The organism is Streptomyces sp. NPDC107538, assembly GCF_055657445.1.
Genome location: NZ_JBVKAY010000017.1, coordinates 91369 through 114056, shown reverse-complemented (window position 1 = coordinate 114056; position 22688 = coordinate 91369). Strand labels below are relative to the sequence as shown.

At 70.5% G+C, this 22688-nt stretch carries 20 protein-coding genes; 16 read left to right on the top strand and 4 right to left on the bottom strand.

All coding sequences use genetic code 11. The annotated features are described in order from the left end of the window. Positions 1 to 151: 151 nt before the first annotated feature. The 8 genes from recG (at position 152) to mutM (ending at position 7736) form a co-directional block, all read left to right on the top strand. Complete coding sequence (recG, locus tag ACZ7MG_RS37855; protein ID WP_471388520.1) at positions 152 to 2359, top strand: ATP-dependent DNA helicase RecG; 2208 nt, start codon at positions 152 to 154, stop codon at positions 2357 to 2359. Positions 2360 to 2484: 125 nt separating this feature from the next. Next, positions 2485 to 3117 (top strand): 16S rRNA (guanine(966)-N(2))-methyltransferase RsmD, encoded by a 633-nt coding sequence (rsmD, locus tag ACZ7MG_RS37850; protein WP_471389130.1) that lies wholly within the window; start codon positions 2485 to 2487, stop codon positions 3115 to 3117. Between the two features lie 26 nt (positions 3118 to 3143). After that, positions 3144 to 3623 carry a pantetheine-phosphate adenylyltransferase gene (gene coaD, locus ACZ7MG_RS37845; protein ID WP_471389133.1) on the top strand — a complete coding sequence of 160 codons (480 nt, stop codon included), beginning with the start codon at positions 3144 to 3146 and terminating at the stop codon, positions 3621 to 3623. 133 nt (positions 3624 to 3756) lie between these two features. After that, positions 3757 to 4842, top strand: coding sequence for a cell division initiation protein (locus ACZ7MG_RS37840; RefSeq protein ID WP_471389136.1), 1086 nt, complete (start codon positions 3757 to 3759; stop codon positions 4840 to 4842). A 137-nt stretch (positions 4843 to 4979) separates the two neighbouring features. Then, positions 4980 to 5630 (top strand): YceD family protein, encoded by a 651-nt coding sequence (locus ACZ7MG_RS37835; protein WP_471388523.1) that lies wholly within the window; start codon positions 4980 to 4982, stop codon positions 5628 to 5630. Positions 5631 to 5632: 2 nt separating this feature from the next. Continuing rightward, on the top strand, positions 5633 to 5806 hold the full coding sequence (rpmF, locus tag ACZ7MG_RS37830; protein ID WP_007493396.1) for a 50S ribosomal protein L32: 174 nt from the start codon (positions 5633 to 5635) through the stop codon (positions 5804 to 5806). 19 nt (positions 5807 to 5825) lie between these two features. After that, positions 5826 to 6638: a ribonuclease III gene (gene rnc / locus ACZ7MG_RS37825; RefSeq protein WP_471388527.1), complete on the top strand. Its 813-nt coding sequence runs from the start codon at positions 5826 to 5828 to the stop codon at positions 6636 to 6638. A 237-nt stretch (positions 6639 to 6875) separates the two neighbouring features. Next, on the top strand, positions 6876 to 7736 hold the full coding sequence (mutM, locus tag ACZ7MG_RS37820; protein ID WP_471388530.1) for a bifunctional DNA-formamidopyrimidine glycosylase/DNA-(apurinic or apyrimidinic site) lyase: 861 nt from the start codon (positions 6876 to 6878) through the stop codon (positions 7734 to 7736). Here the strand turns inward: mutM and ACZ7MG_RS37815 are convergent. Both ACZ7MG_RS37815 and ACZ7MG_RS37810 read right to left on the bottom strand, forming a co-directional pair. Beyond that, on the bottom strand, positions 7709 to 8149 hold the full coding sequence (locus ACZ7MG_RS37815) for a winged helix-turn-helix transcriptional regulator (protein WP_471388533.1): 441 nt from the start codon (positions 8147 to 8149) through the stop codon (positions 7709 to 7711). The two genes, mutM and ACZ7MG_RS37815, sit on opposite strands and share 28 nt — an antisense overlap. An 88-nt stretch (positions 8150 to 8237) precedes the next feature. Beyond that, the gene (locus ACZ7MG_RS37810) at positions 8238 to 9212 is read right to left on the bottom strand and encodes a CAP domain-containing protein (RefSeq protein ID WP_471388536.1); all 975 of its coding nucleotides are present in this window, start codon (positions 9210 to 9212) and stop codon (positions 8238 to 8240) included. Between the two features lie 195 nt (positions 9213 to 9407). Between ACZ7MG_RS37810 and ACZ7MG_RS37805 the strand changes: the two genes are divergently transcribed. The 4 genes from ACZ7MG_RS37805 (at position 9408) to ACZ7MG_RS37790 (ending at position 15657) form a co-directional block, all read left to right on the top strand. Next, entirely contained in the window at positions 9408 to 9689 is a 282-nt protein-coding gene (locus tag ACZ7MG_RS37805) for an acylphosphatase (protein WP_471388537.1), read from the top strand. A gap of 403 nt (positions 9690 to 10092) precedes the next feature. After that, entirely contained in the window at positions 10093 to 10293 is a 201-nt protein-coding gene (locus tag ACZ7MG_RS37800) for a hypothetical protein (RefSeq protein WP_005479841.1), read from the top strand. 248 nt (positions 10294 to 10541) lie between these two features. Then, positions 10542 to 14150: a chromosome segregation protein SMC gene (gene smc, locus ACZ7MG_RS37795; RefSeq protein WP_471388541.1), complete on the top strand. Its 3609-nt coding sequence runs from the start codon at positions 10542 to 10544 to the stop codon at positions 14148 to 14150. A gap of 91 nt (positions 14151 to 14241) precedes the next feature. After that, positions 14242 to 15657 carry a sugar porter family MFS transporter gene (locus ACZ7MG_RS37790; protein ID WP_471388543.1) on the top strand — a complete coding sequence of 472 codons (1416 nt, stop codon included), beginning with the start codon at positions 14242 to 14244 and terminating at the stop codon, positions 15655 to 15657. 20 nt (positions 15658 to 15677) lie between these two features. Here ACZ7MG_RS37790 and ACZ7MG_RS37785 read toward each other — a convergent pair whose 3' ends face one another. After that, on the bottom strand, positions 15678 to 16649 hold the full coding sequence (locus tag ACZ7MG_RS37785) for an LLM class flavin-dependent oxidoreductase (RefSeq protein ID WP_471388546.1): 972 nt from the start codon (positions 16647 to 16649) through the stop codon (positions 15678 to 15680). Between the two features lie 136 nt (positions 16650 to 16785). Here ACZ7MG_RS37785 and ftsY point away from each other — a divergent pair, with 136 nt between their 5' ends. After that, positions 16786 to 17985, top strand: a complete 1200-nt coding sequence (ftsY, locus tag ACZ7MG_RS37780) for a signal recognition particle-docking protein FtsY (RefSeq protein WP_471388548.1) — start codon at positions 16786 to 16788, stop codon at positions 17983 to 17985. Positions 17986 to 18076: 91 nt separating this feature from the next. On the opposite strand, the gene ACZ7MG_RS37775 is transcribed toward ftsY, so the two are convergent. Next, a complete protein-coding gene (locus tag ACZ7MG_RS37775; protein WP_471388550.1) occupies positions 18077 to 18733 on the bottom strand; it encodes a bifunctional DNA primase/polymerase in 657 nt (218 codons plus the stop codon). A 426-nt stretch (positions 18734 to 19159) separates the two neighbouring features. On the opposite strand from ACZ7MG_RS37775, the gene nsdA reads away from it, so the two are divergent. From nsdA to ACZ7MG_RS37760, 3 genes are all read left to right on the top strand, one after another. Continuing rightward, positions 19160 to 20635, top strand: a complete 1476-nt coding sequence (gene nsdA / locus ACZ7MG_RS37770) for a transcriptional repressor NsdA (RefSeq protein ID WP_471388553.1) — start codon at positions 19160 to 19162, stop codon at positions 20633 to 20635. A 397-nt stretch (positions 20636 to 21032) separates the two neighbouring features. Continuing rightward, positions 21033 to 22328, top strand: coding sequence for an ammonium transporter (locus ACZ7MG_RS37765; RefSeq protein WP_471388555.1), 1296 nt, complete (start codon positions 21033 to 21035; stop codon positions 22326 to 22328). Continuing rightward, positions 22325 to 22663: a P-II family nitrogen regulator gene (locus ACZ7MG_RS37760; RefSeq protein ID WP_003997576.1), complete on the top strand. Its 339-nt coding sequence runs from the start codon at positions 22325 to 22327 to the stop codon at positions 22661 to 22663. The genes ACZ7MG_RS37765 and ACZ7MG_RS37760 overlap by 4 nt, the downstream gene beginning before the upstream one ends. The last annotated feature ends 25 nt before the right edge of the window (positions 22664 to 22688 follow it).

Below are 22688 nucleotides of genomic sequence, written 5' to 3'. Positions count from 1 at the left end.
TCGGGCGGTCCCGCAGGACGGTGACCGCGGACGGAGGCGGTACGGGCCCTGACGTGGCCGGGCCCGGGAGTGCGTCATCCTAGGCGCGAACGACCCGCCTGACCAGCGGATTTCGAGTATGTATACGGCAATGTCAGTGCCGTGGTGTGCAATGGATCTCGTGCCCGCGCTCGAAGAACCGCTCAAGAACACGCTCGGCGCCGCCACCGCGAAGGTGATGGCCGAGCACCTCGGCCTGCACACCGTCGGGGACCTGCTGCACCACTACCCCCGCAGATACGAGGAGCGCGGCCAGCTCACCCACCTCGCCGACCTGCCGATGGACGAGCACGTCACGGTCGTCGCCCAGGTCGCCGACGCCCGCCTGCACAGCTTCGCCTCCGCCAAGGCGCCCCGGGGCAAGGGCCAGCGCCTCGAAGTCACCATCACCGACGGCAGCGGCCGCCTCCAGCTCGTCTTCTTCGGCAACGGCGTGCACAAACCCCACAAGGACCTCCTCCCCGGCACCCGCGCCCTCTTCGCCGGCAAGGTCTCCGTCTTCAACCGCCGCCTCCAACTCGCCCACCCGGCCTACGAACTGCTGCGCGGCGACGACGTCACGGAGACCGTCGACACCTGGGCCGGCGCCCTCATCCCGCTCTACCCGGCCACCGCCAAGCTGGAGTCCTGGAAGATCGCCAAGGCGGTGCAGACGGTCCTGCCGAGCGCGCAGGAGGCCGTGGACCCCCTGCCGGACTCCCTGCGCGAGGGCCGGGGCCTGACGACCCTCCCCGAAGCCCTCCTGAAGATCCACCGCCCGCACACCAAGGCCGACATCGAGTCCGCCCGTGACCGCCTCAAGTGGGACGAGGCGTTCGTCCTCCAGGTCGCCCTGGCCCGCCGCCGCCATGCCGACGCCCAACTCCCCGCCGTCGCCCGCCGCCCCGCCCCCGAAGGCCTCCTCACGGCCTTCGACGCCCGCCTCCCCTTCACCCTCACCGACGGCCAGCGAAAGGTCTCCAAGGAGATCTTCGACGACCTGGCCACCGAGCACCCGATGCACCGGCTGCTCCAGGGAGAGGTGGGCAGCGGAAAGACCATGGTGGCCCTGCGCGCCATGCTCGCCGTCGTCGACGCGGGCGGGCAGGCGGCCATGCTCGCGCCCACCGAGGTGCTCGCGCAGCAGCACCACCGGTCGGTGACCGAGATGATGGGCGAGCTGGCCGAGGGCGGCATGCTCGGCGGCTCCGAGCACGCCACCAAGGTGGTGCTGCTCACCGGCTCGATGGGCGCCGCGGGCCGCCGACAGGCCTTGCTGGACCTGGTCACCGGTGAGGCGGGCATCGTCATCGGCACCCACGCGCTGATCGAGGACAAGGTCCAGTTCCACGACCTGGGCCTGGTAGTGGTGGACGAACAGCACCGCTTCGGCGTGGAACAGCGCGACGCCCTGCGCGGCAAGGGCAAACAGCCGCCCCACCTCCTCGTCATGACGGCCACCCCCATCCCGCGCACGGTCGCCATGACCGTCTTCGGCGACCTGGAGACCTCGGTCCTCGACCAGCTCCCCGCCGGCCGCTCACCCATCGCCAGCCATGTCGTCCCGGCCGCCGACAAGCCGCACTTCCTCGCCCGCGCCTGGGAGCGCGTCCGCGAGGAGGTGGAGAACGGCCACCAGGCGTACGTCGTCTGCCCCCGCATCGGGGACGAGGAGGACGACCCGAAGAAGGCGGGCCGGAAGTCCCCCGAGGACGAGGCCGAGAAGCGCCCGCCGCTCGCCGTCCTCCACATCGCCGACCAGCTCGCCAAGGGCCCCCTCCAGGGCCTGAGGGTCGAGGTCCTGCACGGCAGGATGCACCCCGACGACAAGGACGCGGTCATGCGCCGCTTCGCCGCGGGCGAGACCCATGTCCTGGTCGCCACCACGGTCATCGAGGTCGGCGTGAACGTCCCGAACGCCACCGCCATGGTGATCATGGACGCCGACCGCTTCGGCGTCTCCCAGCTCCACCAGCTCCGCGGCCGGGTGGGCCGGGGCTCCGCCGCCGGCCTCTGCCTCCTGGTCACCGAGATGCCGGAGGCCAGCGCGGCCCGCCAGCGCCTGGGCGCCGTCGCCTCCACCCTCGACGGCTTCGAACTCTCCCGCATCGACCTCGAACAACGCAGAGAGGGCGACGTCCTCGGCCAGGCCCAGTCCGGCGCCCGCACCAGCCTGCGCATGCTCACCGTCATCGACGACGAGGAGATCATCGCGGAGGCGAGGGAGGAGGCGGCGGCGGTGGTCGCCGCCGACCCCGACCTCACCACCCTCCCGGGCCTGCGCACAGCCCTGGACGCCCTCCTGGACGAGGAGAGGGAGCAGTACCTGGACAAGGGGTAGGGAGTGCCGCTCCGCCGCGGGCCGAGAACAGCCGCGCCGCTTTTGCTTTCAGGGGCGCGGGGAACTGCGCGAGAAGCCCCACGAACCCGCGGTCGCCCACGACGCGAAGGCCTCCCCACCTTCGACTGCCAGACTGGACCTGTGACCACGTCCACGAACAAGGACCCAAGATGACCCGCGTGATCGCCGGCGCAGCCGGCGGACGCCGCCTCGCCGTCCCCCCGGGCACCGGCACCCGCCCCACCTCCGACCGCGCCCGCGAGGGCCTCTTCTCCACCTGGGAATCCCTTCTCGGCGGCCCCCTGCACGGCGAACGGGTCCTGGACCTGTACGCCGGCTCCGGTGCCGTGGGCCTGGAGGCCCTCTCCCGAGGCGCGGCCCACACCCTGCTCGTGGAGGCCGACGCCCGCGCCGCGAAAACGGTCCGGGACAACGTCCGATCGCTCGGCCTCCCCGGCGCCGAGGTGAGATCGGGCAAAGCGGAGCAGATCGTCCAGGGCCCGCCGCCGGCCGAGCCGTACACCCTCGTCTTCCTCGACCCCCCGTACGCCGTCCCGGACGACGATCTTCGGGAGATCCTGCTCACACTCCGTACCGGGGGCTGGCTCGGCGAGGAAGCCCTCGTCACCGTGGAGCGCAGCACCAGAGGCGGTGAATTCGCCTGGCCGACCGGTTTCGAAGCCATCAGGGCCCGTCGCTACGGCGAGGGAACGTTTTGGTACGGTCGCGCCGCCTCTACGTGCGAAGACGCACGATGACCGGACCGGAGAGCGAGGGACCTCAAGTGCGCCGTGCCGTCTGTCCCGGGTCGTTTGACCCCATCACCAACGGACACCTCGACATCATTGGCCGCGCCTCCAAGCTGTACGACGAGATCTACGTCGCGGTGATGATCAACAAGTCCAAGAAGGGCCTCTTCGAGGTCGACGAGCGGATCGAGCTGATCCGCCAGGTCACCTCCGAGTACGCGAACGTACGCGTGGAGGCCTTCCACGGACTGCTCGTCGACTTCTGCAAGCAGCGCGACATCCCGGCCATCGTCAAGGGCCTGCGCGCGGTCAGTGACTTCGACTACGAGCTGCAGATGGCCCAGATGAACATCGGCCTGTCGGGCGTGGAGACCCTCTTCGTCCCCACCAACCCGACTTACAGCTTCCTGTCCTCCTCCCTCGTCAAGGAGGTCGCGACCTGGGGCGGCGACGTCTCCCACCTGGTGCCCCCGCTCGTCCTCGAAGCCCTGAACGAACGCCTGAAGCAGGACTGACGCGGCACCGACACGGCACGGACGCGTGACGGACACGGGACTGGGCGGACGAACGTCCCCCGCTGGCCGTACAGTCGACCCGACCGTCTCCAACCCGGCTGTAGAGAGTGGCGAGCACACGGTGGACCACACGGTGGACGTGCAGAAGAAGCTCGACGAGATCGTCTCGGTGGTCTCCGGTGCCCGGGCCATGCCCATGTCGGCCTCGTGCGTGGTCAACCGCGCCGATCTGCTCTCCCTGCTCGACGAACTGCGCGCCGCCCTGCCCGACTCCCTCGCCCAGGCCCGGGAACTGATCGGCGACCGCGACCACATGGTCGAGCGGGCCCGTCAGGAGGCCGAGCGGATCATCGAGACCGCGCACGCCGAACGCGGCTCCCTGATCTCCGACACCGAGGTCGCCCGCCGCTCCCAGAACGAGGCCGACCGCATCCTCGGCGAGGCCCGCCAGGAGGCCGAGGACGTCCGCGCCGAGGCCGACGACTACGTCGACTCCAAGCTCGCCAACTTCGAGGTCGTCCTCACCAAGACCCTCGGCTCGGTAGGCCGGGGCCGCGAGAAGCTCCTCGGCACCGGACCGGGCGTCGACGAACGGGGCTACGAGGACGAGGACGCCCCCGAGCGCAGCCACGACCCCGAGACCCTGCGCCGCGACGCCGACGCCTATGTGGACGCCAAGCTCGGCGCCTTCGAGGCGGTCCTCGCCAAGACCCTGGAGGCCGTCGGCCGGGGCCGCCAGAAGCTCCACGGCCGGATCGCCACCGACGACCTCGGCGCCCTCGCCCTGAGCGACGACGGCTCCTCCCCTCAGCTCACCAGCGACGCCGACTACCTGGCCGGACTCGCCGAACTCTCCGACGCCCCCGCCCAGCAGTCCCCGTCCGTGCCGGGGCAGCAGTCGTACGGCCAACAGCAGGACGCGTACCAGGCCACGGCGTACCAGCAGGATCCGTACGGCGGCTACCAGCAGCAGTACGCCCAGCCCCAGCAGGCCGCCGACCCTTACGGCTACCAGCAGGCCGACCCGTACGCGGCCGGCTACCCGCAGCAGCCGGCGTACGACCCGAACCAGGGGCACCTGGACGCCCAGGGCCACCAGGAACAGCAGGGGCCCCAGGGGTACGCGCAGCAGCCGGCGAACACGCTCGACGAGACCAGCCTCTTCGACACGACCATGATCACGGCGGAGCAGTTGCGCCGCTACGAACAGGGCCGCTGACAGCGGATGGGGAGCGGATTGGGCCGAGAGCGAAAGGTCCAGTATCCTGGCTCTTCGGTCGCGTGTACGTCCGCGATCAACGCTGCCCGGGAATCATCGAAGGGCGGCGTTCTCGAGTTTCAAGATCGAAAGCAGGAATGGCCCTGAACGCCCGCCTCGACCACCGCAACCCTCTCGTGTTCGACACACACGAGCTGGGGCGGCGTCCTGGCGCGCTGCAGCGCCTGACCCGCGAGATCGACGCTCCCAAGGATCTCGGGATCCAGGGAGTGATCGGGGTGCCGGAAGGCGCCCCGGTGGAGCTCGGACTCCGTCTGGAGTCGGTCATGGAAGGTGTGCTTGTCACAGGCACCGCCCGTGCACGGGCCAAGGGGGAGTGCGTAAGGTGTCTGGAGCCGCTGGAGCTGGAGCTCCAAGCGGACTTCCAGGAGATGTTCTCGTACCCTGACGCCGACGACCGGGGCCGCCCCAAGGCGGAGCCGGCCGACGACGCCGAGGAAGACGAGGACAGGCTCTTCATCGAGGACGGCCTGTTCGACCTCGAACCCGTGCTGCGCGATGCGGTGGTGCTCGCACTGCCCATGCAGCCGGTGTGCCAGGACGACTGCCCCGGCCTGTGCTCCGAGTGCGGAGCCCGGCTGGCGGACGACCCGGACCACCACCACGACGCCGTCGACATCCGTTGGGCGGCACTGCAGGGACTCGCCGGTTCACTCGAACCCGGCGAGAAGGACGAGATCAGCGGCGCCGATGCGAAAGCGGGCGTCGACGAGAAGCAGGAGAAGTAGCCGTGGCTGTTCCGAAGCGGAAGATGTCGCGCAGCAACACGCGCCACCGCCGGTCGCAGTGGAAGGCTGCGGTCCCCACCCTGGTTGCGTGCGAGCGCTGCCACGAGCCCAAGCTGCAGCACATCGCGTGCCCGTCTTGCGGCACCTACAACAAGCGCCAGGTCCTCGAGGTCTGAGCGGCTGGTGAGAGGCTCTATGTCTGACGCCAAGGCGGAGACCAACGCCAAGAAAAAGGCGGAGAACACAGCCTCGTCCCACACGCTTCTGGAAGGGCGGCTCGGCTATCAGCTCGAGTCCGCCCTTCTGGTGCGTGCGCTGACCCACCGTTCGTACGCGTACGAGAACGGCGGTCTGCCCACCAACGAGCGCCTGGAGTTCCTCGGGGACTCCGTGCTGGGCCTGGTGGTCACGGACACGCTGTACCGCACCCACCCCGACCTGCCCGAAGGCCAACTGGCCAAGCTGCGGGCCGCGGTGGTCAACTCTCGTGCGCTGGCGGAGGTGGGCCGCGGGCTCGACCTCGGCTCCTTCATCCGGCTCGGCCGTGGTGAAGAGGGCACAGGTGGCCGGGACAAGGCATCCATCCTTGCCGACACCCTCGAAGCGGTGATCGGTGCGGTCTATCTCGACCAGGGGCTGGACTCGGCGGCGGAGCTGGTGCACCGCCTGTTCGACCCGTTGATCGAGAAGTCCTCGAACCTCGGTGCCGGCCTGGACTGGAAGACCAGTCTCCAGGAGCTCACCGCGACCGAGGGGCTCGGTGTGCCCGAGTACCTGGTCACGGAGACCGGCCCCGACCACGAGAAGACCTTCACCGCTGCCGCCCGCGTCGGAGGCGTCTCGTACGGCACCGGCACCGGCCGCAGCAAGAAGGAAGCGGAGCAGCAGGCGGCCGAGTCCGCCTGGCGTGCGATCCGCTCCGCGGCGGACGAGCGGGCGAAGGTGGCGGCGGCCGAGGCCGCGGCCGCCGTACCCGACGAGTCCGCCGAGACTCCTTCGGACGCGTGACGGCTCCGCCGAGTGCGGGTGCGGTAGCGGTGAGTTGTCGGGTGCGGGTGCGTGGGGGCTGGTCGCGCAGTTCCCCGCGCCCCTGAAAAAGCAGGGGCTGCGCCCCTTGCTTTTTCGCCCCGAAAGGGCCGTAGGCCCTTAAGGGGCGCGGGGAACTGCGCGAGAAGCCCCACCCACCCGCACCCGACCCACGACATCACCCGCCCCCCACCCCCCCCGCACTCTCCGGAGGACTTCGTGCCAGAGCTCCCCGAGGTCGAGGTCGTACGACGCGGCCTGGAGCGCTGGGTGGCGCACCGTACCGTCGCCGACGTCGAGGTGCTGCACCCCCGGGCGATCCGCCGCCACCTGGCCGGTCCGGAGGACTTCGCGCACCGGCTGAAGGGCCGCCGTATCGGCGAGCCGAGCCGACGCGGCAAATACCTCTGGCTGCCGGTGGAGGACACCGGCACAGCCGTCCTCGCCCACCTCGGCATGAGCGGCCAGCTGCTCGTGCAGCCGTACGACGCGGTGGACGAGAAGCACCTCCGGATCCGCGTCCGCTTCGCGGACGACCTGCGCACCGAACTCCGCTTCGTCGACCAACGCACCTTCGGCGGACTGTCGTTGCACGACACCACCCCCGACGGCCTGCCGGACGTCATCGCGCACATCGCCCGCGATCCCCTCGACCCGCTGTTCGACGCGGAGGCCTTCCATCAGGCGCTGCGCCGGAAACGTACGACCGTCAAACGGGCCCTGCTCGACCAGTCGTTGATCAGCGGCGTCGGCAACATCTACGCGGACGAGGCGCTTTGGCGCGCCCGTATCCACTACGAGCGCCCCACCGCCGGTTTCACCCGCCCGCGCACCACCGAACTCCTGGGCCATGTACGGGACGTGATGAACGCGGCCCTCGCGGTGGGCGGCACGAGCTTCGACAGCCTCTACGTCAACGTGAACGGGGAGTCGGGGTACTTCGACCGGTCGCTGGACGCGTACGGCCGCGAGGGGCTGCCCTGCCGCCGCTGTGCCACACCGATGCGGCGGCGGCCGTGGATGAACCGGTCCAGTTACTTCTGCCCGATCTGTCAGCGGGCGCCGCGCGTCTCGTCGTAACGCTCCCGGGCCCGGAGCACGTCCTCCATGCGGTCCTCCACGCAAATGATGAGGGACAGCAGGCGCTCGGAGACCTCGCGGCCGAGCGGGGTGAGCGTGTAGTCGACACGGGGCGGGTTGGTCGGCTGGGCCTCGCGGTGGACCAGCCCGTCGCGCTCCAGGGCGTGCAGGGTCTGGGAGAGCATCTTCTCGCTGACGCCGTCCACGCGGCGCCGCAGCTCGTTGAAGCGGAGCGAGCTGTCGTGCAGCGCGCCCATGGTGAGCACACCCCAGCGGCCCGTGACGTGCTCCAGGGTGCCCCGCGACGGACAGTTCCTGGCGAAGACGTCGAAGGCCAGTTCGTCGAGGTTCACGAGGGCCGCGCGCTCGGCGGCCGGCGTCGGCGTCACGGCGGTCTGCGCGGCTGGTTCCATGCGCCCAGAATACTCTGGCACAGCGCTAACCAGAAGGTCGCACTAACTTCTGGTTAGCGACTCGGGGCGGTGGCCGCCCCGGTGTGGGCTAGTAGCCGAAGTCCTGTGTCCACCACGGTCCGCCGTCGCCCAGGTGGACGCCGACGCCGAGGGTCTTGAAGTCGCAGTTCAGGATGTTCGCCTTGTGGCCGGGGCTGTTCATCCAGGCCTCCATGACCGCCTCGGCGGTGGCCTGGCCGCGGGCGATGTTCTCGCCGCCGAGGCCGGTGATCCCGAGAGCGGCAGCGCGGTCCCAGGGGTCGTCGCCGTCGGGGTTGGTGTGGTCGAAGAAACCGCGCAGGGCCATGTCCGCGCTGAAGGTCTCGGCCAGCTTCGCCAGGTCGCTGTTCGCCGCCACGGGGCTGCAGCCCGCCTTGGCCCGCTCCTCGTTGACCAGCAGGAGGACCGCCGCCTCGGCCTGGGCCTCCACGGAGACCTCCACCGGGGGAGTGGTCTTCTCCTTCTCCTTGTCCTTGGGGGGCTTCTCGGACGGCGTCTTGGTCTTCTGCGCGCCGGCCCCCTTGCCCGCCTTGTCGGACGGCTTCTCGGTCGGCTTCTCCGAGGGGGACGGGGTGTTCGACGGGGAGGCCTCGCGCTCGGCGTCGCGGCTGGTGGACTCGTCCTCGCGCTGTTCCTGCGCGGCGCCGTCCGTACCGCCCTGCTGGGTGGCCGCACCTGTCGGCGAACCGGCAGGGACCACCGTCTCGGTGCTGCTGCCCCCGCTGACCGCGTACTTGTCGCCGCCGGGCAGTACGCCGGTGGCCACCGCGACGGTGCCGAGGGCGACGGCGGCGGAGACACCGAGGAGACCCGTCTTCACGGGCGTCACGGTCCGCTTCTTGCGGCGACGCGAACCACCGCGCGACGCGGCCTGCGCGGCGTCGGCCTCCAGGAAGGCGGCGAACCCGTACAGGTTCTCCGGGCCGTAATGGGGCTCCTCGGCAGCGAAGCCCGTGTCCGTGACACCGGCGGCGCGGCCCCCCCTGGCGGCGCGGCCGGCGGCGGAGCGTCGGTGGCGTCCCATCTTGTGGCCTTCCTCGTCCTTGCGTGTCCTGCGGTCAACGTTGAGATTGGGGATCTTGTCAACGTTGTGATCGCGGCCTTCACGAACCTCACACGAAGGAGTGAGTTTCATATGAGATTCATTGGGTCGGGACGGTACAGCATGGCGCCAGGGGAGGGAGAGACCCGAGGGACATTGGCCCGTTAGCGTGCAGCCATGAGCGAGGATGAACGGCTGGTCGCCTGGGTGCGCGGACGGGTGCAAGGGGTGGGTTTCCGCTGGTTCACCCGGGCCAGAGCGCTGGAGATCGGGGGGCTGAGTGGTTTTGCTCTCAATTTGGCCGACGGGCGGGTGCAGGTGGTCGCCGAGGGCCCCCGCGAGGCGTGCCAAGGGCTCCTGGAGTGGCTCCAGGGTGACGACACGCCCGGGCGCGTGGACGGTGTCACCGAGATCTGGGACACACCGCGAGGGGGGTACGAGGGCTTCGCCATCCGGTGACGGGGTTCGGTGAGAGGGGCTCGGCGGGAGCGGAGGGTGGCGCCACCGGCATATGCCAGGAGCATGCACAGAACAGAAATGTGCAGGTGATTGCCAAGACGGACTTGTCGTGGCAGGCTCCGAAGAGAGGATGATCCCCTCGCGCCGCCCACCAGGAGGGGTCGCCGAACGGCCGCAGCGTCGCCCTGTCGGGGCCGCGCGGCACCGGGACGCCCGCCACTGCGGCGCGTGATCGTGTTGACCGTCAAACTTTTTGGTGAGACGCTGAAAGCAACCCCGCGCACCTTAGCTGTTTGGCATGGAGAACGGCAGCGAAAACTCAACAGTGCCAAGCATCGCGGGTGCGATTCCCTCACGACCCACACCGCTTCGGTCGGTCACTCAGTGTGGAGGACCATCCATCATGGCAAAGGCGCTTCTCGGTTACGTCGGCGGCTCCGATCCGCGACTCCTCGCCGAGATGCGACGGCTCCAGCAGCGCGTCCAGGACCTGGAATCCGAGCTCGGACGAATCCAGGCGGAGAACGACGCGCTGACGGCTGCCGCTTCTCACGACTCGCTCATGGAGCTCGACGCACGCCAGGCGGAGCCTGCGCTCACCTGATCACTGCATCGCACCACGACAGACAGCAGTGGTTGGGCTGCCCGTATCAACCGCTAAGTTGTCAGATCTGCAAGGGACGCCTTCTCTAGAGGCGTCCCTTCTTTCTTTCCCCGAGCCCCCGCTCTTTCTCTTCCCCCGAGTCCCCGCGTTTTCCTCACCCTCTTCAACGTCTGATGTGCCCTGCACGTTCATGTGCGAAACCGCGCGTTCATGGAGTGGGACAAGGCCGGAAGGTAGAGTCCAGCGCCGTGCACCTCAAGGCCCTGACCCTCCGCGGGTTCAAATCGTTCGCCTCGGCGACCACACTCCGGTTCGAGCCGGGCATCACGTGTGTCGTCGGACCGAACGGTTCGGGCAAGTCCAATGTCGTGGACGCGCTCAGCTGGGTCATGGGCGAGCAGGGCGCGAAGTCGCTCCGCGGCGGCAAGATGGAGGACGTCATCTTCGCCGGCACCACCGGGCGCCCCCCGCTCGGCCGCGCCGAGGTGTCCCTGACCATCGACAACTCCGACGGGGCCCTCCCCATCGAGTACGCCGAGGTCACGATCACGCGGATCATGTTCCGCAACGGTGGCAGCGAGTACCAGATCAACGGTGACACCTGCCGTCTCCTCGACATCCAGGATCTGCTCTCCGACTCCGGCATCGGCCGTGAGATGCACGTCATCGTCGGCCAGGGCCAGCTCGACTCCGTCCTGCACGCCGACCCCATGGGCCGCCGCGCCTTCATCGAGGAGGCCGCCGGAGTACTCAAGCACCGCAAGCGCAAGGAGAAGGCGCTGCGGAAACTGGACGCCATGCAGGCCAACCTGGCCCGCGTCCAGGACCTCACCGACGAACTCCGCCGCCAGCTCAAGCCGCTCGGCCGGCAGGCCGCCGTCGCCCGCCGGGCCGCCGTCATCCAGGCGGACCTGCGCGACGCCCGACTGCGCCTGCTCGCCGACGACCTCGTACGGCTCCAGGCGGCGCTGCGCACCGAGGTCGCCGACGAGGCCGCGCTGAAGCAGCGCAAGGAAACTGCCGAGACCGAGCTGAAGAAGGCGCTCCACCGGGAGGCGGAGCTTGAGGGCGAGGTGCGTCGGCTGACCCCGCGCCTCCAGCGGGCCCAGGAGACCTGGTACGAGCTGTCGCAGCTCGCCGAACGGGTGCGCGGCACGATCTCGCTGGCCGACGCCCGGGTCAAGAGCGCCACCTCGTCGCCCCCCGAGGAGCGGCGGGGCCGCGACCCGGAGGACATGGAGCGCGAGGCCGCCCGTATCCGCGAACAGGAGGCCGAGCTGGAGGCGGCCTGCGAAGCCGCCGAGCGGGCGTTGGAGGACACGGTCGAGCACCGGGCCGAGCTGGAACGCCAACTGACCGTCGAGGAACGCCGGCTGAAGGATGTCGCCCGCTCCATCGCCGACCGCCGCGAGAGCCTCGCCCGGCTGGGCGGCCAGGTCAACGCCGCCCGCTCCCGCGCGGCCTCCGCCCAGGCGGAGATCGACCGTCTCGCCGCCGCCCGCGACGAGGCAGGGGAACGTGCCGCCACCGCGCAGGAGGAGTACGAGGCGCTGAAGGCCGAGGTCGACGGTCTCGACGCCGACGACTCCGAACTCGCCGAGCGGCACGACACCGCGAAGCGCGCCCTGACCGAGGCCGAGTCCGCCCTCACCGCGGCCCGCGAGGCCACCACCGCCGCCGAGCGCCGCCGCGCCGCCACCCAGGCCCGCCACGAAGCCCTCGCCCTGGGCCTGCGCCGCAAGGACGGCACGGGCGCGCTGCTCACCGCGAAGGAGCGGCTCGGCGGAGTACTGGGCCCGGCCGCCGAACTGCTGACGATCACCCCGGGCTACGAGGTCGCCCTGGCGGCGGCCTTCGGCGCGGCGGCGGACGCGATCGCGGTGACCAGCCCGGCCGCGGCCGCCGAGGCGATCCGCCTCCTGCGGAAGCAGGACGCGGGCCGCGCGGCCCTGCTGCCGGCGGGGGCGCCGGAAGACCTGATCTCCGAGCCCCAAAGAGGCGCGGGGAACTGCGCGACCGGCCACGACGGACCCGCGGACGAACAACGACCGCACCCGGGGATCCCCGCGGAGCGCCTGGTCCGGACCCCCTCCGACCTCACCCCCGCCGTCCGCCGCCTCCTCCACCGCATCGTCGTCGTGGACACCCTCGAAGACGCCGAGGCCCTCGTCTACACCCGCCCCGACCTCACCGCGGTCACCGCCGAGGGCGACCTGCTCGGGGCCCACTTCGCCCACGGCGGCTCCGCCGGCGCGCCGAGCCTGCTGGAGGTGCAGGCCTCCGTCGACGAGGCCGCGGCCGAGCTGGAGGAACTGGCCGTACGGTGCGAGGAGTTGGCCGAGGCCCAGGAGAGCGCCGTCGAGCTGCGCCGGGAACGGGCCGGGCTCGTGGAGGAGCTGGGGGAGCGGCGCCGGGCGGCCGAACGGGAGAAGTCCGCCGTCGCCCAGCAACTCGGGCGGCTGGCCGGGCAGGCGCGGGGCGCCGCCGGGGAGGCCGAGCGGTCCACGGCCGCCGCCGCCCGTGCGCAGGACGCGCTCGACCGGGCCGTACAGGAAGCCGAGGAGCTGGCCGAACGGCTCGCGGTGGCCGAGGAGATGCCCGTCGAGGAGGAGCCGGACACCTTCGTACGGGATCGGCTCGCGGCGGACGGGGCCAACGCACGGCAGACCGAGATGGAGGCGCGGCTCCAGGTGCGGACGCACGAGGAGCGCGTGAAGGGGCTCGCGGGGCGTGCCGACTCGCTCGACCGGGCCGCGCGCGCCGAGCGCGAGGCGCGGGCGCGCGCCGAACAGCGCAGGGCACGGCTGCGGCACGAGGCGGCCGTCGCCGAGGCCGTCGGCTCCGGCGCCCGGCAGCTGCTGCTGCACATCGAGGTCTCCCTCGCCCGCGCGGAGGCCGAGCGCACCGCCGCCGACGCCGCCAAGGCCCGCCGGGAGCAGGAACTCGCGCAGGCCCGGGGCGAGGGGCGCGACCTCAAGGACGAGCTGGACAAACTGACCGACTCCGTCCACCGGGGCGAGGTGCTCGGTGCCGAGAAGCGCATGCGGATCGAGCAGCTGGAGACGAAGGCGCTGGAGGAGCTGGGTGTCGAGCCGGAGGGGCTGATCGCGGAGTACGGGCCCGACCAGCTCGTACCGCCGTCGCCCCCGGCGGAGGGGGAGGAACTGCCGGAGGACCCGGAGCATCCCCGCAACCAGCCGAAGACGTTCCACCGGGCCGAGCAGGAGAAGCGGCTCAGGGCCGCCGAGCGGGCGTACCAGCAGCTCGGCAAGGTCAATCCGCTGGCGCTGGAGGAGTTCGCGGCGCTGGAGGAGCGGCACAAGTTCCTCAGCGAGCAGCTGGAGGACCTCAAGAAGACCCGCGCCGATCTGCTGCAGGTGGTGAAGGAGGTCGACGAACGGGTCGAGCAGGTCTTCACCGAGGCCTACTGGGACACCGCACGGGAGTTCGAGGGCGTCTTCGGGCGACTCTTCCCCGGCGGTGAGGGGCGGCTGATCCTCACCGACCCGGACAACATGCTCACCACCGGGGTGGACGTCGAGGCCCGGCCGCCGGGCAAGAAGGTCAAGCGGCTGTCGCTGCTCTCCGGCGGGGAGCGGTCGCTGACCGCCGTCGCCCTGCTGGTGTCGATCTTCAAGGCGCGGCCCAGCCCGTTCTACGTGATGGACGAGGTCGAGGCGGCGCTCGACGACACCAACCTCCAGCGGCTGATCCGGATCATGCAGGAGCTGCAGGAGGCCTCGCAGCTGATCGTGATCACCCACCAGAAGCGGACCATGGAGGTCGCCGACGCGCTGTACGGCGTGTCGATGCAGGGCGACGGCGTCTCGAAGGTGATCAGCCAGCGGCTGCGTTAGGCGTTTCCGAGCGGGGGTAGGCGGGGCTGGTCCAGCGGGTCTCCTGGCCCGCACCCCGACATCGGCGGCCTGTCCGCCGAGGAGTTCAGACGTGACCAGCACAGCGCAGCCCAAGGCGGGAGCCCGGGGCGCTCACCCCGACCATCTCTCGCACGTGATCTTCATCGCGGCGGCGGCCGCGATGGGCGGCTTCCTCTTCGGCTACGACAGCGCCGTGATCAACGGCGCCGTGGAAGCCATCCGGCACCGCTACGACATCGGCTCCACGGCCCTGGCGCAGGTCATCGCCATCGCCCTGATCGGCTGTGCCGTCGGCGCGGCCACGGCCGGCCGGATCGCCGACCGCATCGGCCGTATCCGGTGCATGCAGATCGCCGCCGCCCTCTTCACGGTCAGCGCCGTCGGCTCCGCGCTCCCCTTCGCGCTCTGGGACCTCGCCTTCTGGCGGATCGTCGGCGGCTTCGCCATCGGCATGGCGTCCGTCATCGGCCCCGCCTACATCGCCGAGGTCGCTCCGCCCGCCTACCGGGGACGGCTCGGCTCGTTCCAGCAGGCCGCGATCGTCGTCGGCATCGCCCTCTCTCAGCTGGTCAACTGGGGCATCCTGAACGCCGCCGACGGCGACCAGCGCGGTGAGCTGCTCGGCCTGGAGGCCTGGCAGATCATGCTCGGCGTCATGGTCGTCCCGGCCGTGCTCTACGGCCTGCTCTCCTTCGCCATCCCCGAGTCGCCGCGCTTCCTGATCTCCGTCGGCAGGCACGAGCGCGCCCGTGAGGTGCTCGCCGAGGTCGAGGGCAAGGACGTCGACCTGGACGCCCGGGTCGCCGAGATCGAGTCGGCCATGCACCGCGAGCACAAGTCGACCTTCAAGGACCTGCTCGGCGGGAGCCTCCTCTTCAAGCCGATCGTCTGGATCGGTATCGGCCTGTCGGTCTTCCAGCAGTTCGTCGGCATCAACGTCGCCTTCTACTACTCCGCGACGCTGTGGCAGTCCGTCGGCGTCGACCCGGCCGAGTCGTTCTTCTACTCCTTCACGACCTCGATCATCAACATCGTCGGCACCGTCATCGCGATGATCTTCGTCGACCGGATCGGCCGCAAGCCGCTCGCTCTCATCGGCTCCGTCGGCATGGTCCTCGGGCTCGCCCTGGAGGCCTGGGCCTTCTCCTACGACCTCGTCGACGGCAAGCTCCCCGCCACCCAGGGCTGGGTCGCCCTGATCGCCGCCCACGTCTTCGTCCTCTTCTTCGCCCTCTCCTGGGGTGTCGTCGTCTGGGTCATGCTCGGCGAGATGTTCCCGAACCGGCTCCGCGCCGCCGCCCTGGGCGTGGCCGCCTCCGCGCAGTGGATCGCCAACTGGGCCATCACCGCGAGCTTCCCGTCCCTCGCCGACTGGAACCTCTCCGTGACGTACGTGATCTACACGGTCTTCGCCGCGCTCTCCATCCCCTTCGTCCTGAAGTTCGTGAAGGAGACCAAGGGCAAGGCGCTGGAGGAGATGGGCTAGCCCGCACCCCAGGGGGTTCGTCAGCCGTCGAGGCGCGGGAGCACCTGCTCGGCGAACAGCCGCAGCCCGCGCCACCCCTCCTCGACCGGCATCCCACCGGCCAGCGGATGCAGGACGTAGTTGTCCAGGCCCAGCGCCACGCACTCGTCCGGCGTCACGATCCGGTACACGCCCTCCGCGCGCAGCTCCGCCACCGTCGCCGCCCCCGACCGCACGGCCGACCGGATGCCCGCCGACTGCCAGGAGGCGTACGTCCGCGCCTCGTGCAGGAAGTGCCCGCCGTACTCGGCCCACGCCCGGTCCGGATCCTCCGCCACGTGCAGCAACGGCGTCTCGGCGGCGGGCATCATCGTCCAGCCCTCGGTGCCGTACTCGACGAGCCGCTCCTTGTAGTACGCCTCCAGCTCCGGCAGATGCGCGCTCGGGAAGAACGGCAGCCCCAGGCGTGCCGCCCGGCGGGCCGCCGCCTTCGAGGAGCCGCCGACCAGCAGCAGCGGATGCGGCTGGGTGCCCGGACGCGGGGTGACCCGGACCGTGCGCCCCCGATGGCCGAACGGCTCACCGGTCCACGCCCGCAGCAGCGTCTCCAGCACCTCGTCCTGAAGCCTGCCCCGGCCCTTCCAGTCCACGTCGAACTGCGCGTACTCCTCCGGCCGGTACCCGATCCCGGCGACCGTCACCAGCCGCCCGCCGCTCACCAGATCAAGTACGGCGATGTCCTCGGCCAGCCGCAGCGGATCGTGCAGCGGCCCGATCATCGCCGACACGGTCACCGCGATCCGCCGGGTCGCCCCGAACACGGCCCCCGCGAAGACGAACGGCGACGGCAGCCAGTTGTTCTCGACCCCGTGGTGCTCCTCCGTCTGTACGGTGCTGATGCCCTGCTCATCGGCGTACGCGGCCATCTCGACGGCGGCCCGGTAGCGGGCCCGGAGCGAGGCGGGCGTGGCGCCGGGCTCGACCAGATTGAAACGGACGACCGTGACGGGCATGGGGGACCCCCTTCGGGCGGCTGTGGAGGGGGACGTTAGCTGACGGGCCATCAGGTATCCAGGGGTGTGGAAGGCCCGTGTGGCCCCGTACGGCGATCGAACGCGGCGCGGGGCGGTCCCGCATACTGGTCGGGTTATGGAACTCATCCTTGCTGTAGTCATCGCCGTGGTCGTGCTCGGCGTGCTGGGCGGGCTCGTCGTAGGCAGCCGCAGGAAGAAGCCGCTGCCCCCGGCGCCCCCCACGACACCCGACATCACCGCCCCTCCGGCCGAGCCGCATGTCGGCGACGAGGCCGAGACGCCGCGCGACGAACCGCGCCGCACGATCGAGGAGGTGGACCTCCCGGACGGCTCGGCGTCGGCGCCCGTGGCCGTCGAGGAACCGCCCGCCGCCCCCGAGATCGAGATCCCCGAGCCGACCGCCGGCCGTCTGGTACGGCTGCGCGCCCGTCTCTCCCGCTCGCAGAACGCCCTCGGCAAGGGGCTGCTCACGCTGCTCTCGCGCGAGCACCTCGACGACGACACCTGGGAGGAGATCGAGGACACCCTCCTCACCGCCGACGTCGGCGTCCAGCCCACCCAGGAACTGGTCGAACGGCTGCGCGAGCGCGTGAAGGTCCTCGGCACCCGCACCCCGGCGGAGCTGCGCGCCCTGCTGCGCGAGGAACTGCTGACGATCCTCGTCCCCGAGTTCGACCGCGAGGTCAACACCGACTCGCCGCTGGACACCCCGGGCATCGTGATGGTCGTCGGCGTCAACGGCACCGGGAAGACCACCACCACCGGCAAGCTCGCCCGGGTCCTCGTCGCCGACGGCAAGAACGTCGTGCTCGGTGCCGCCGACACCTTCCGTGCCGCCGCCGCCGACCAGCTACAGACCTGGGGTGAGCGGGTCGGTGCCCGAACCGTGCGCGGCCCGGAAGGCGGCGACCCGGCGTCCATCGCCTTCGACGCCGTCAAGGAGGGCATCGAGGAGGGCGCCGACGTCGTCCTCATCGACACCGCCGGCCGGCTGCACACCAAGACCGGTCTCATGGACGAGCTGGGCAAGGTCAAGCGCGTCGTGGAGAAGCACGCGCCGCTGGACGAGATCCTGCTCGTCCTCGACGCCACCACCGGTCAGAACGGCCTGGTCCAAGCCCGCGTCTTCGCCGAGGTCGTCGACATCACCGGCATCGTCCTCACCAAGCTCGACGGCACCGCCAAGGGCGGCATCGTCATCGCGGTCCAGCGCGAGCTGGGCGTACCCGTGAAGCTCGTCGGTCTGGGAGAGGGCGCCGACGATCTGGCGCCGTTCGAGCCGGAGGCGTTCGTGGATGCGCTGATCGGCGACTGATCGCCACCTGCGGACATCCGTAGGTGCGACAACAGGCGGTACAAGAAGCGCCCACCCCGAGATCCAGACGGGGGCGGGCGCTTCGCCGTACCTACGCTCGTGACCGGTGCGCCACGTACGCCAGCGTCCCCAGCAGCAGCCGCGCGGCCGGTGGCTTCGTCGCCGAGTCGAGTTCGGGGGAGCGGAGCCAGCGGACCGGGCCGAGGCCGCCGCGGTCGGAGGGCGGGGCGGTGACATGGCTGCCGGGGCCGAGGCCGCGCAGGTCCAGGGCGGACGGGTCGTCCCAGCCCATGCGGTAGAGGAGCGTGGACAGCTCGGCGGCGGAGCCCGGGGCGACGAGGAAGTGGGCGCGGCCCTCGGGGGTGGCGATCACGGGGCCGACGGGGAGGCCCATGCGTTCGAGACGGACCAGCGCGTGCCGGGCGGCCGACTCGGCGACCTCGATCACGTCGAAGGAGCGGCCCACCGGCAGCATCACGGAGGCGCCGGGGTACTCGGACCAGGCCTCGGTCACCTCGTCGAGCGTCGCTCCGGCGCGCACGGGAGGCGCGAAGCCGAGGGGATGCGCGCCGGGCGCGGAGCAGGCGCTCCGACCGCACGAGCACGCGCCTGACGCCGCCCGCGCGCCGGGGACGACGTCCCACCCCCAGAGGCCGGTGAACTCGGCCACGGCCGTGCATTCCGAGGAACGGCCGCGCCGACGTGTGCCGGTTCGCATCTCCCGGATGCCGCCGATCGTGAAGCCCATGCCCCCTCCAACGGGTCCAGCGCGCCGGTGGTTACGCGACGGAGTCGAAATGCGACGCTCTGCTTCCGCATGGGCGGCGCACTACGGCATCACGGGTGGCGCGGTCGGCGACGCGCGCCCCTGAATGCATCGCTCCGCCTGCTCCCGGCCGTCATGTGTCAAGTGAATCGCGGACCGGGGACCGTTAGTTCATTCGAAGGGGTGGCGAATGGTGGCGTTTCTGGAATCACCGTGGCCGGACGCGTGATCGTAGGATTACTTTGAGTGCACGGGACCTGGGGACGTATGCGCTCGTGGGTATGCCGGAGGCAAGTCGTCTTTCCGTTCGATGGGTGACAAGGGTCGGACGTACGGCGTGGTAACCGGCATTCTGGTAGGGCTTGGCGCACACAGCGCACAGGTGGTTTCAGGGATGGGGGCGTTCCAGTGGGCGGCAACGGCGGAAGCGGCACGAACGCTGAGAAGCGCCCGAACGAACTGCTGGGCTCGTGGTTCGTCCGCAGCGGCTGGTCGAAGGGCGAGCTGGCCCGCCAGGTCAACCGCAGGGCCCGTCAGCTCGGCGCCAACCACATCTCCACCGACACCTCGCGCGTACGGCGCTGGCTCGACGGGGAGAACCCGCGCGAACCGATCCCGAGGATCCTGTCCGAGCTGTTCTCCGAGCGGTTCGGCTGTGTCGTCGCCGTGGAGGACCTGGGGCTGCGCGCGGCGCACCAGGCCCCGTCCGTCTCCGGTGTCGACTTGCCCTGGACGGGCCCGCAGACCGTGGCGCTGATCAGCGAGTTCTCGCGCAGCGACCTGATGCTGGCGCGGCGCGGCTTCCTCGGGAGCTCGCTCGCCCTCTCCGCGGGCCCGGCCCTCATCGAGCCGATGCAGCGCTGGCTCGTCCCCTCGCCCCCCGCCCCGCGCGCGGAGCCCGAGCCGCCGGCCGCCGCCCGCCGCGCCGGCCGGCTCTCCAAACCGGAGCTGGACCTCCTCGAATCCACCACCGTGATGTTCCGGCAGTGGGACGCCCAGTGCGGCGGCGGTCTGCGCCGCAAGGCGGTCGTCGGCCAGCTGCACGAGGTGACCGACCTCCTCCAGGAACCCCAGCCCGAGGCCACCACCCGGCGGCTGTTCAAGGTCGCCGCGGAGCTGGCCGAGCTGGCCGGCTGGATGAGCTACGACATCGGCCTCCAGCCCACCGCGCAGAAGTACTTCGTCCTCGCCCTGCACGCGGCCAAGGAGGCGGGCGACAAACCCCTCGGCTCCTACGTCCTGTCCAGCATGAGCCGCCAGATGATCCACCTCGGCCGGCCCGACGACGCCCTCGAACTGATCCACCTCGCCCAGTACGGCAGCCGGGACTGCGCCAGCCCGCGCACCCAGTCGATGCTGTATGCGATGGAGGCCCGCGCCTACGCCAACATGGGTCAGCCCGGCAAGTGCAAACGGGCCGTACGGATGGCCGAGGACGTCTTCGCCGACGCCGAGGAATGGGACGACCCGGACCCCGACTGGATCCGCTTCTTCAACGAGGCCGAGCTGCACGGCGAGAACTCCCACTCCTACCGCGACCTCGCCTATGTCGCGGGCCGCAGCCCCACCTACGCCTCCCTCGCCGAGCCCGTGATGCGCCGCGCCGTCGAGCTGTTCGCCACCGACACCGAGCACCAGCGGTCGTACGCGCTGAACCTCATCGGCATGGCCACCGTGCATCTGCTCCAGCGCGAGCCCGAGCAGGGGGCCGCCCTGGCCAAGCAGGCCATGGACGTCGCCGGCAAGGTCCGCTCCGAGCGCGTCAACACCCGTATCCGCAAGACCGTCGACACGGCCGTCCGCGACTTCGGCGGGCTGGCCGAGGTCGTCGACCTCACCGACCAGCTCGCCGTCCACCTCCCCGAGACCGCCGAGGCGGTCTGACCCCGGCCCGGCACACCACGGGCCCCCCGCACTCCGGCCGCGGCCGGCCATCCCGACTGCCCGACTCGGCTCCCCCATGCCAGGTCATCGGATGGTCTGCCGTGGTCGGTCCGTTCGTCGACAACGCACTGGATGTTCCCCCGGAAGTTCCATCGGATACGAAACCGTTATCCGCAGGCGGTCCCGCAGGGGCTGGGCCCCACACGGGACGAATCCTCAGGGATTCACGTTTCACCTGTCTGTAACGTGATGGGCGCCTTCGTCACGTCCGGGAAACATTTCCAAACTTCCCGTGAAACGGTGCTGCGTCAGTCTCCTCAGCACAGTCGGCCCTCCCCGATAGCTCCCAAGCTTCCGCATCCGCACGGGCCGTTCCGACCACGAGGAGATACCGGCATTGAACGGCACAGATACCGGATTCGTATTGATCAGTGCGGCGCTCGTCATGGTGATGACGCCGGGCCTGGCGCTCTTCTACGGCGGCATGGTCCGTGCCAAGAGCGTGCTGAACATGCTGATGATGTCCTTCATCTCGCTGGGCATCGTCAGCATCCTGTGGGTGCTGTACGGCTACTCGCTCGCCTTCAGCGGTGACCAGGGCGGCTTCATCGGCAACCTGGACGCGATCGGCCTCAAGGGCATCGACGTCACCAGCACGGTCGACAGCTTCGTCGCCGGCGCCAACGGCGAGCCGCACAAGATCGCCGCGTTCGCCTTCATCCTCTTCCAGATGCTGTTCGCGGTCATCACCCCGGCCCTGATGAGCGGCGCCCTCGCCGACCGCGTCAAGTTCAGCGCCTGGATGATCTTCGTCGCGTTCTGGGTCACCCTGGTCTATTTCCCGGTCGCGCACTGGGTCTGGGCGCCGGGCGGCTGGCTCTTCGAACTGGGCGTCATCGACTTCGCCGGTGGTACGGCGGTCCACATCAACGCCGGTATCGGCGCGCTCGCCGCGGTCCTCGTCGTCGGCAAGCGGATCGGCTTCAAGAAGGACCCGATGCGGCCGCACAGCCTGCCGCTGGTCCTGATCGGCACCGCCCTGCTCTGGTTCGGCTGGTTCGGCTTCAACGCCGGCTCCTGGCTCGGTGTCGACGGCACCACCGCCCGCATGGCCATCAACACGCAGATCGCGACCGCCGCGGCCATCATCGGCTGGCTGATCTACGAGCGCATCCGCCACGGCGCGTTCACCACCCTCGGTGCCTGCTCCGGCGCGGTCGCCGGCCTCGTCGCGATCACCCCGTCCGGTGGTCACGTCAACGCCTTCGGCGCCATCCTGATCGGCGTCGTCGCCGGCGCGGTCTGCTCCTGGGCCGTCAGCCTCAAGTACAAGCTCGGCTACGACGACTCCCTCGACGTCGTCGGCGTCCACCTGGTCGGCGGTGTGCTCGGCACCCTGATGGTCGGCTTCCTCGCCACCGACGGGATCGGCGGCCTGGAGCAGTTCGGCAAGCAGGCCACCGGCGCCTTCTCCGTCATGGGCTACACCTTCGTGGTGACCTGGATCATCGCCTTCGCCATCCAGAAGACGATCGGCTTCCGGGCGTCCGAGGAGGACGAGGTCACCGGAGTCGACCAGGCCCTGCACGCCGAGACCGCGTACGACTTCAGCTCGGCCGCCGGTTCGCACATCTCCGCCAGCACCACGAGCGGCGTCGCCGCCGCCACCGAGAGCAAGAAGGTCGAGGCATGAAGCTGATCACCGCCGTCGTCAAGCCGCACCGGCTCGACGAGATCAAGGAAGCCCTGCAGGCCTTCGGGGTGCACGGCCTTACGGTGACCGAGGCCAGTGGGTACGGTCGACAGCGGGGACACACCGAGGTGTACCGCGGCGCCGAGTACACGGTGGATCTGGTTCCCAAGATCCGTATCGAGGTGCTTGCCGAGGACGACGACGCCGAGCAGCTGATCGACGTCATCGTCAAGGCCGCCCGCACCGGCAAGATCGGTGACGGCAAGGTCTGGTCCCTCCCGGTCGAGACGGCCGTACGGGTCCGGACCGGCGAGCGCGGCCCGGACGCGCTCTGACCGAAGAGAAGAACAGGAGTCGCTG

Bases quoted from the DNA above. Each gene is read 5' to 3' on its own strand.
- recG (WP_471388520.1), top strand. From the start codon at position 152: ATGGATCTCGTGCCCGCGCTCGAAGAACCGCTCAAGAACACGCTCGGC.
- ACZ7MG_RS37835 (WP_471388523.1), top strand. From the start codon at position 4,980: ATGGCCCTGAACGCCCGCCTCGACCACCGCAACCCTCTCGTGTTCGAC.
- rnc (WP_471388527.1), top strand. From the start codon at position 5,826: ATGTCTGACGCCAAGGCGGAGACCAACGCCAAGAAAAAGGCGGAGAAC.
- ACZ7MG_RS37815 (WP_471388533.1), bottom strand. From the start codon at position 8,149: ATGGAACCAGCCGCGCAGACCGCCGTGACGCCGACGCCGGCCGCCGAG.
- ACZ7MG_RS37810 (WP_471388536.1), bottom strand. From the start codon at position 9,212: ATGGGACGCCACCGACGCTCCGCCGCCGGCCGCGCCGCCAGGGGGGGC.
- ACZ7MG_RS37805 (WP_471388537.1), top strand. From the start codon at position 9,408: ATGAGCGAGGATGAACGGCTGGTCGCCTGGGTGCGCGGACGGGTGCAA.
- ACZ7MG_RS37800 (WP_005479841.1), top strand. From the start codon at position 10,093: ATGGCAAAGGCGCTTCTCGGTTACGTCGGCGGCTCCGATCCGCGACTC.
- ACZ7MG_RS37785 (WP_471388546.1), bottom strand. From the start codon at position 16,649: ATGCCCGTCACGGTCGTCCGTTTCAATCTGGTCGAGCCCGGCGCCACG.
- ftsY (WP_471388548.1), top strand. From the start codon at position 16,786: ATGGAACTCATCCTTGCTGTAGTCATCGCCGTGGTCGTGCTCGGCGTG.
- ACZ7MG_RS37775 (WP_471388550.1), bottom strand. From the start codon at position 18,733: ATGGGCTTCACGATCGGCGGCATCCGGGAGATGCGAACCGGCACACGT.
- ACZ7MG_RS37760 (WP_003997576.1), top strand. From the start codon at position 22,325: ATGAAGCTGATCACCGCCGTCGTCAAGCCGCACCGGCTCGACGAGATC.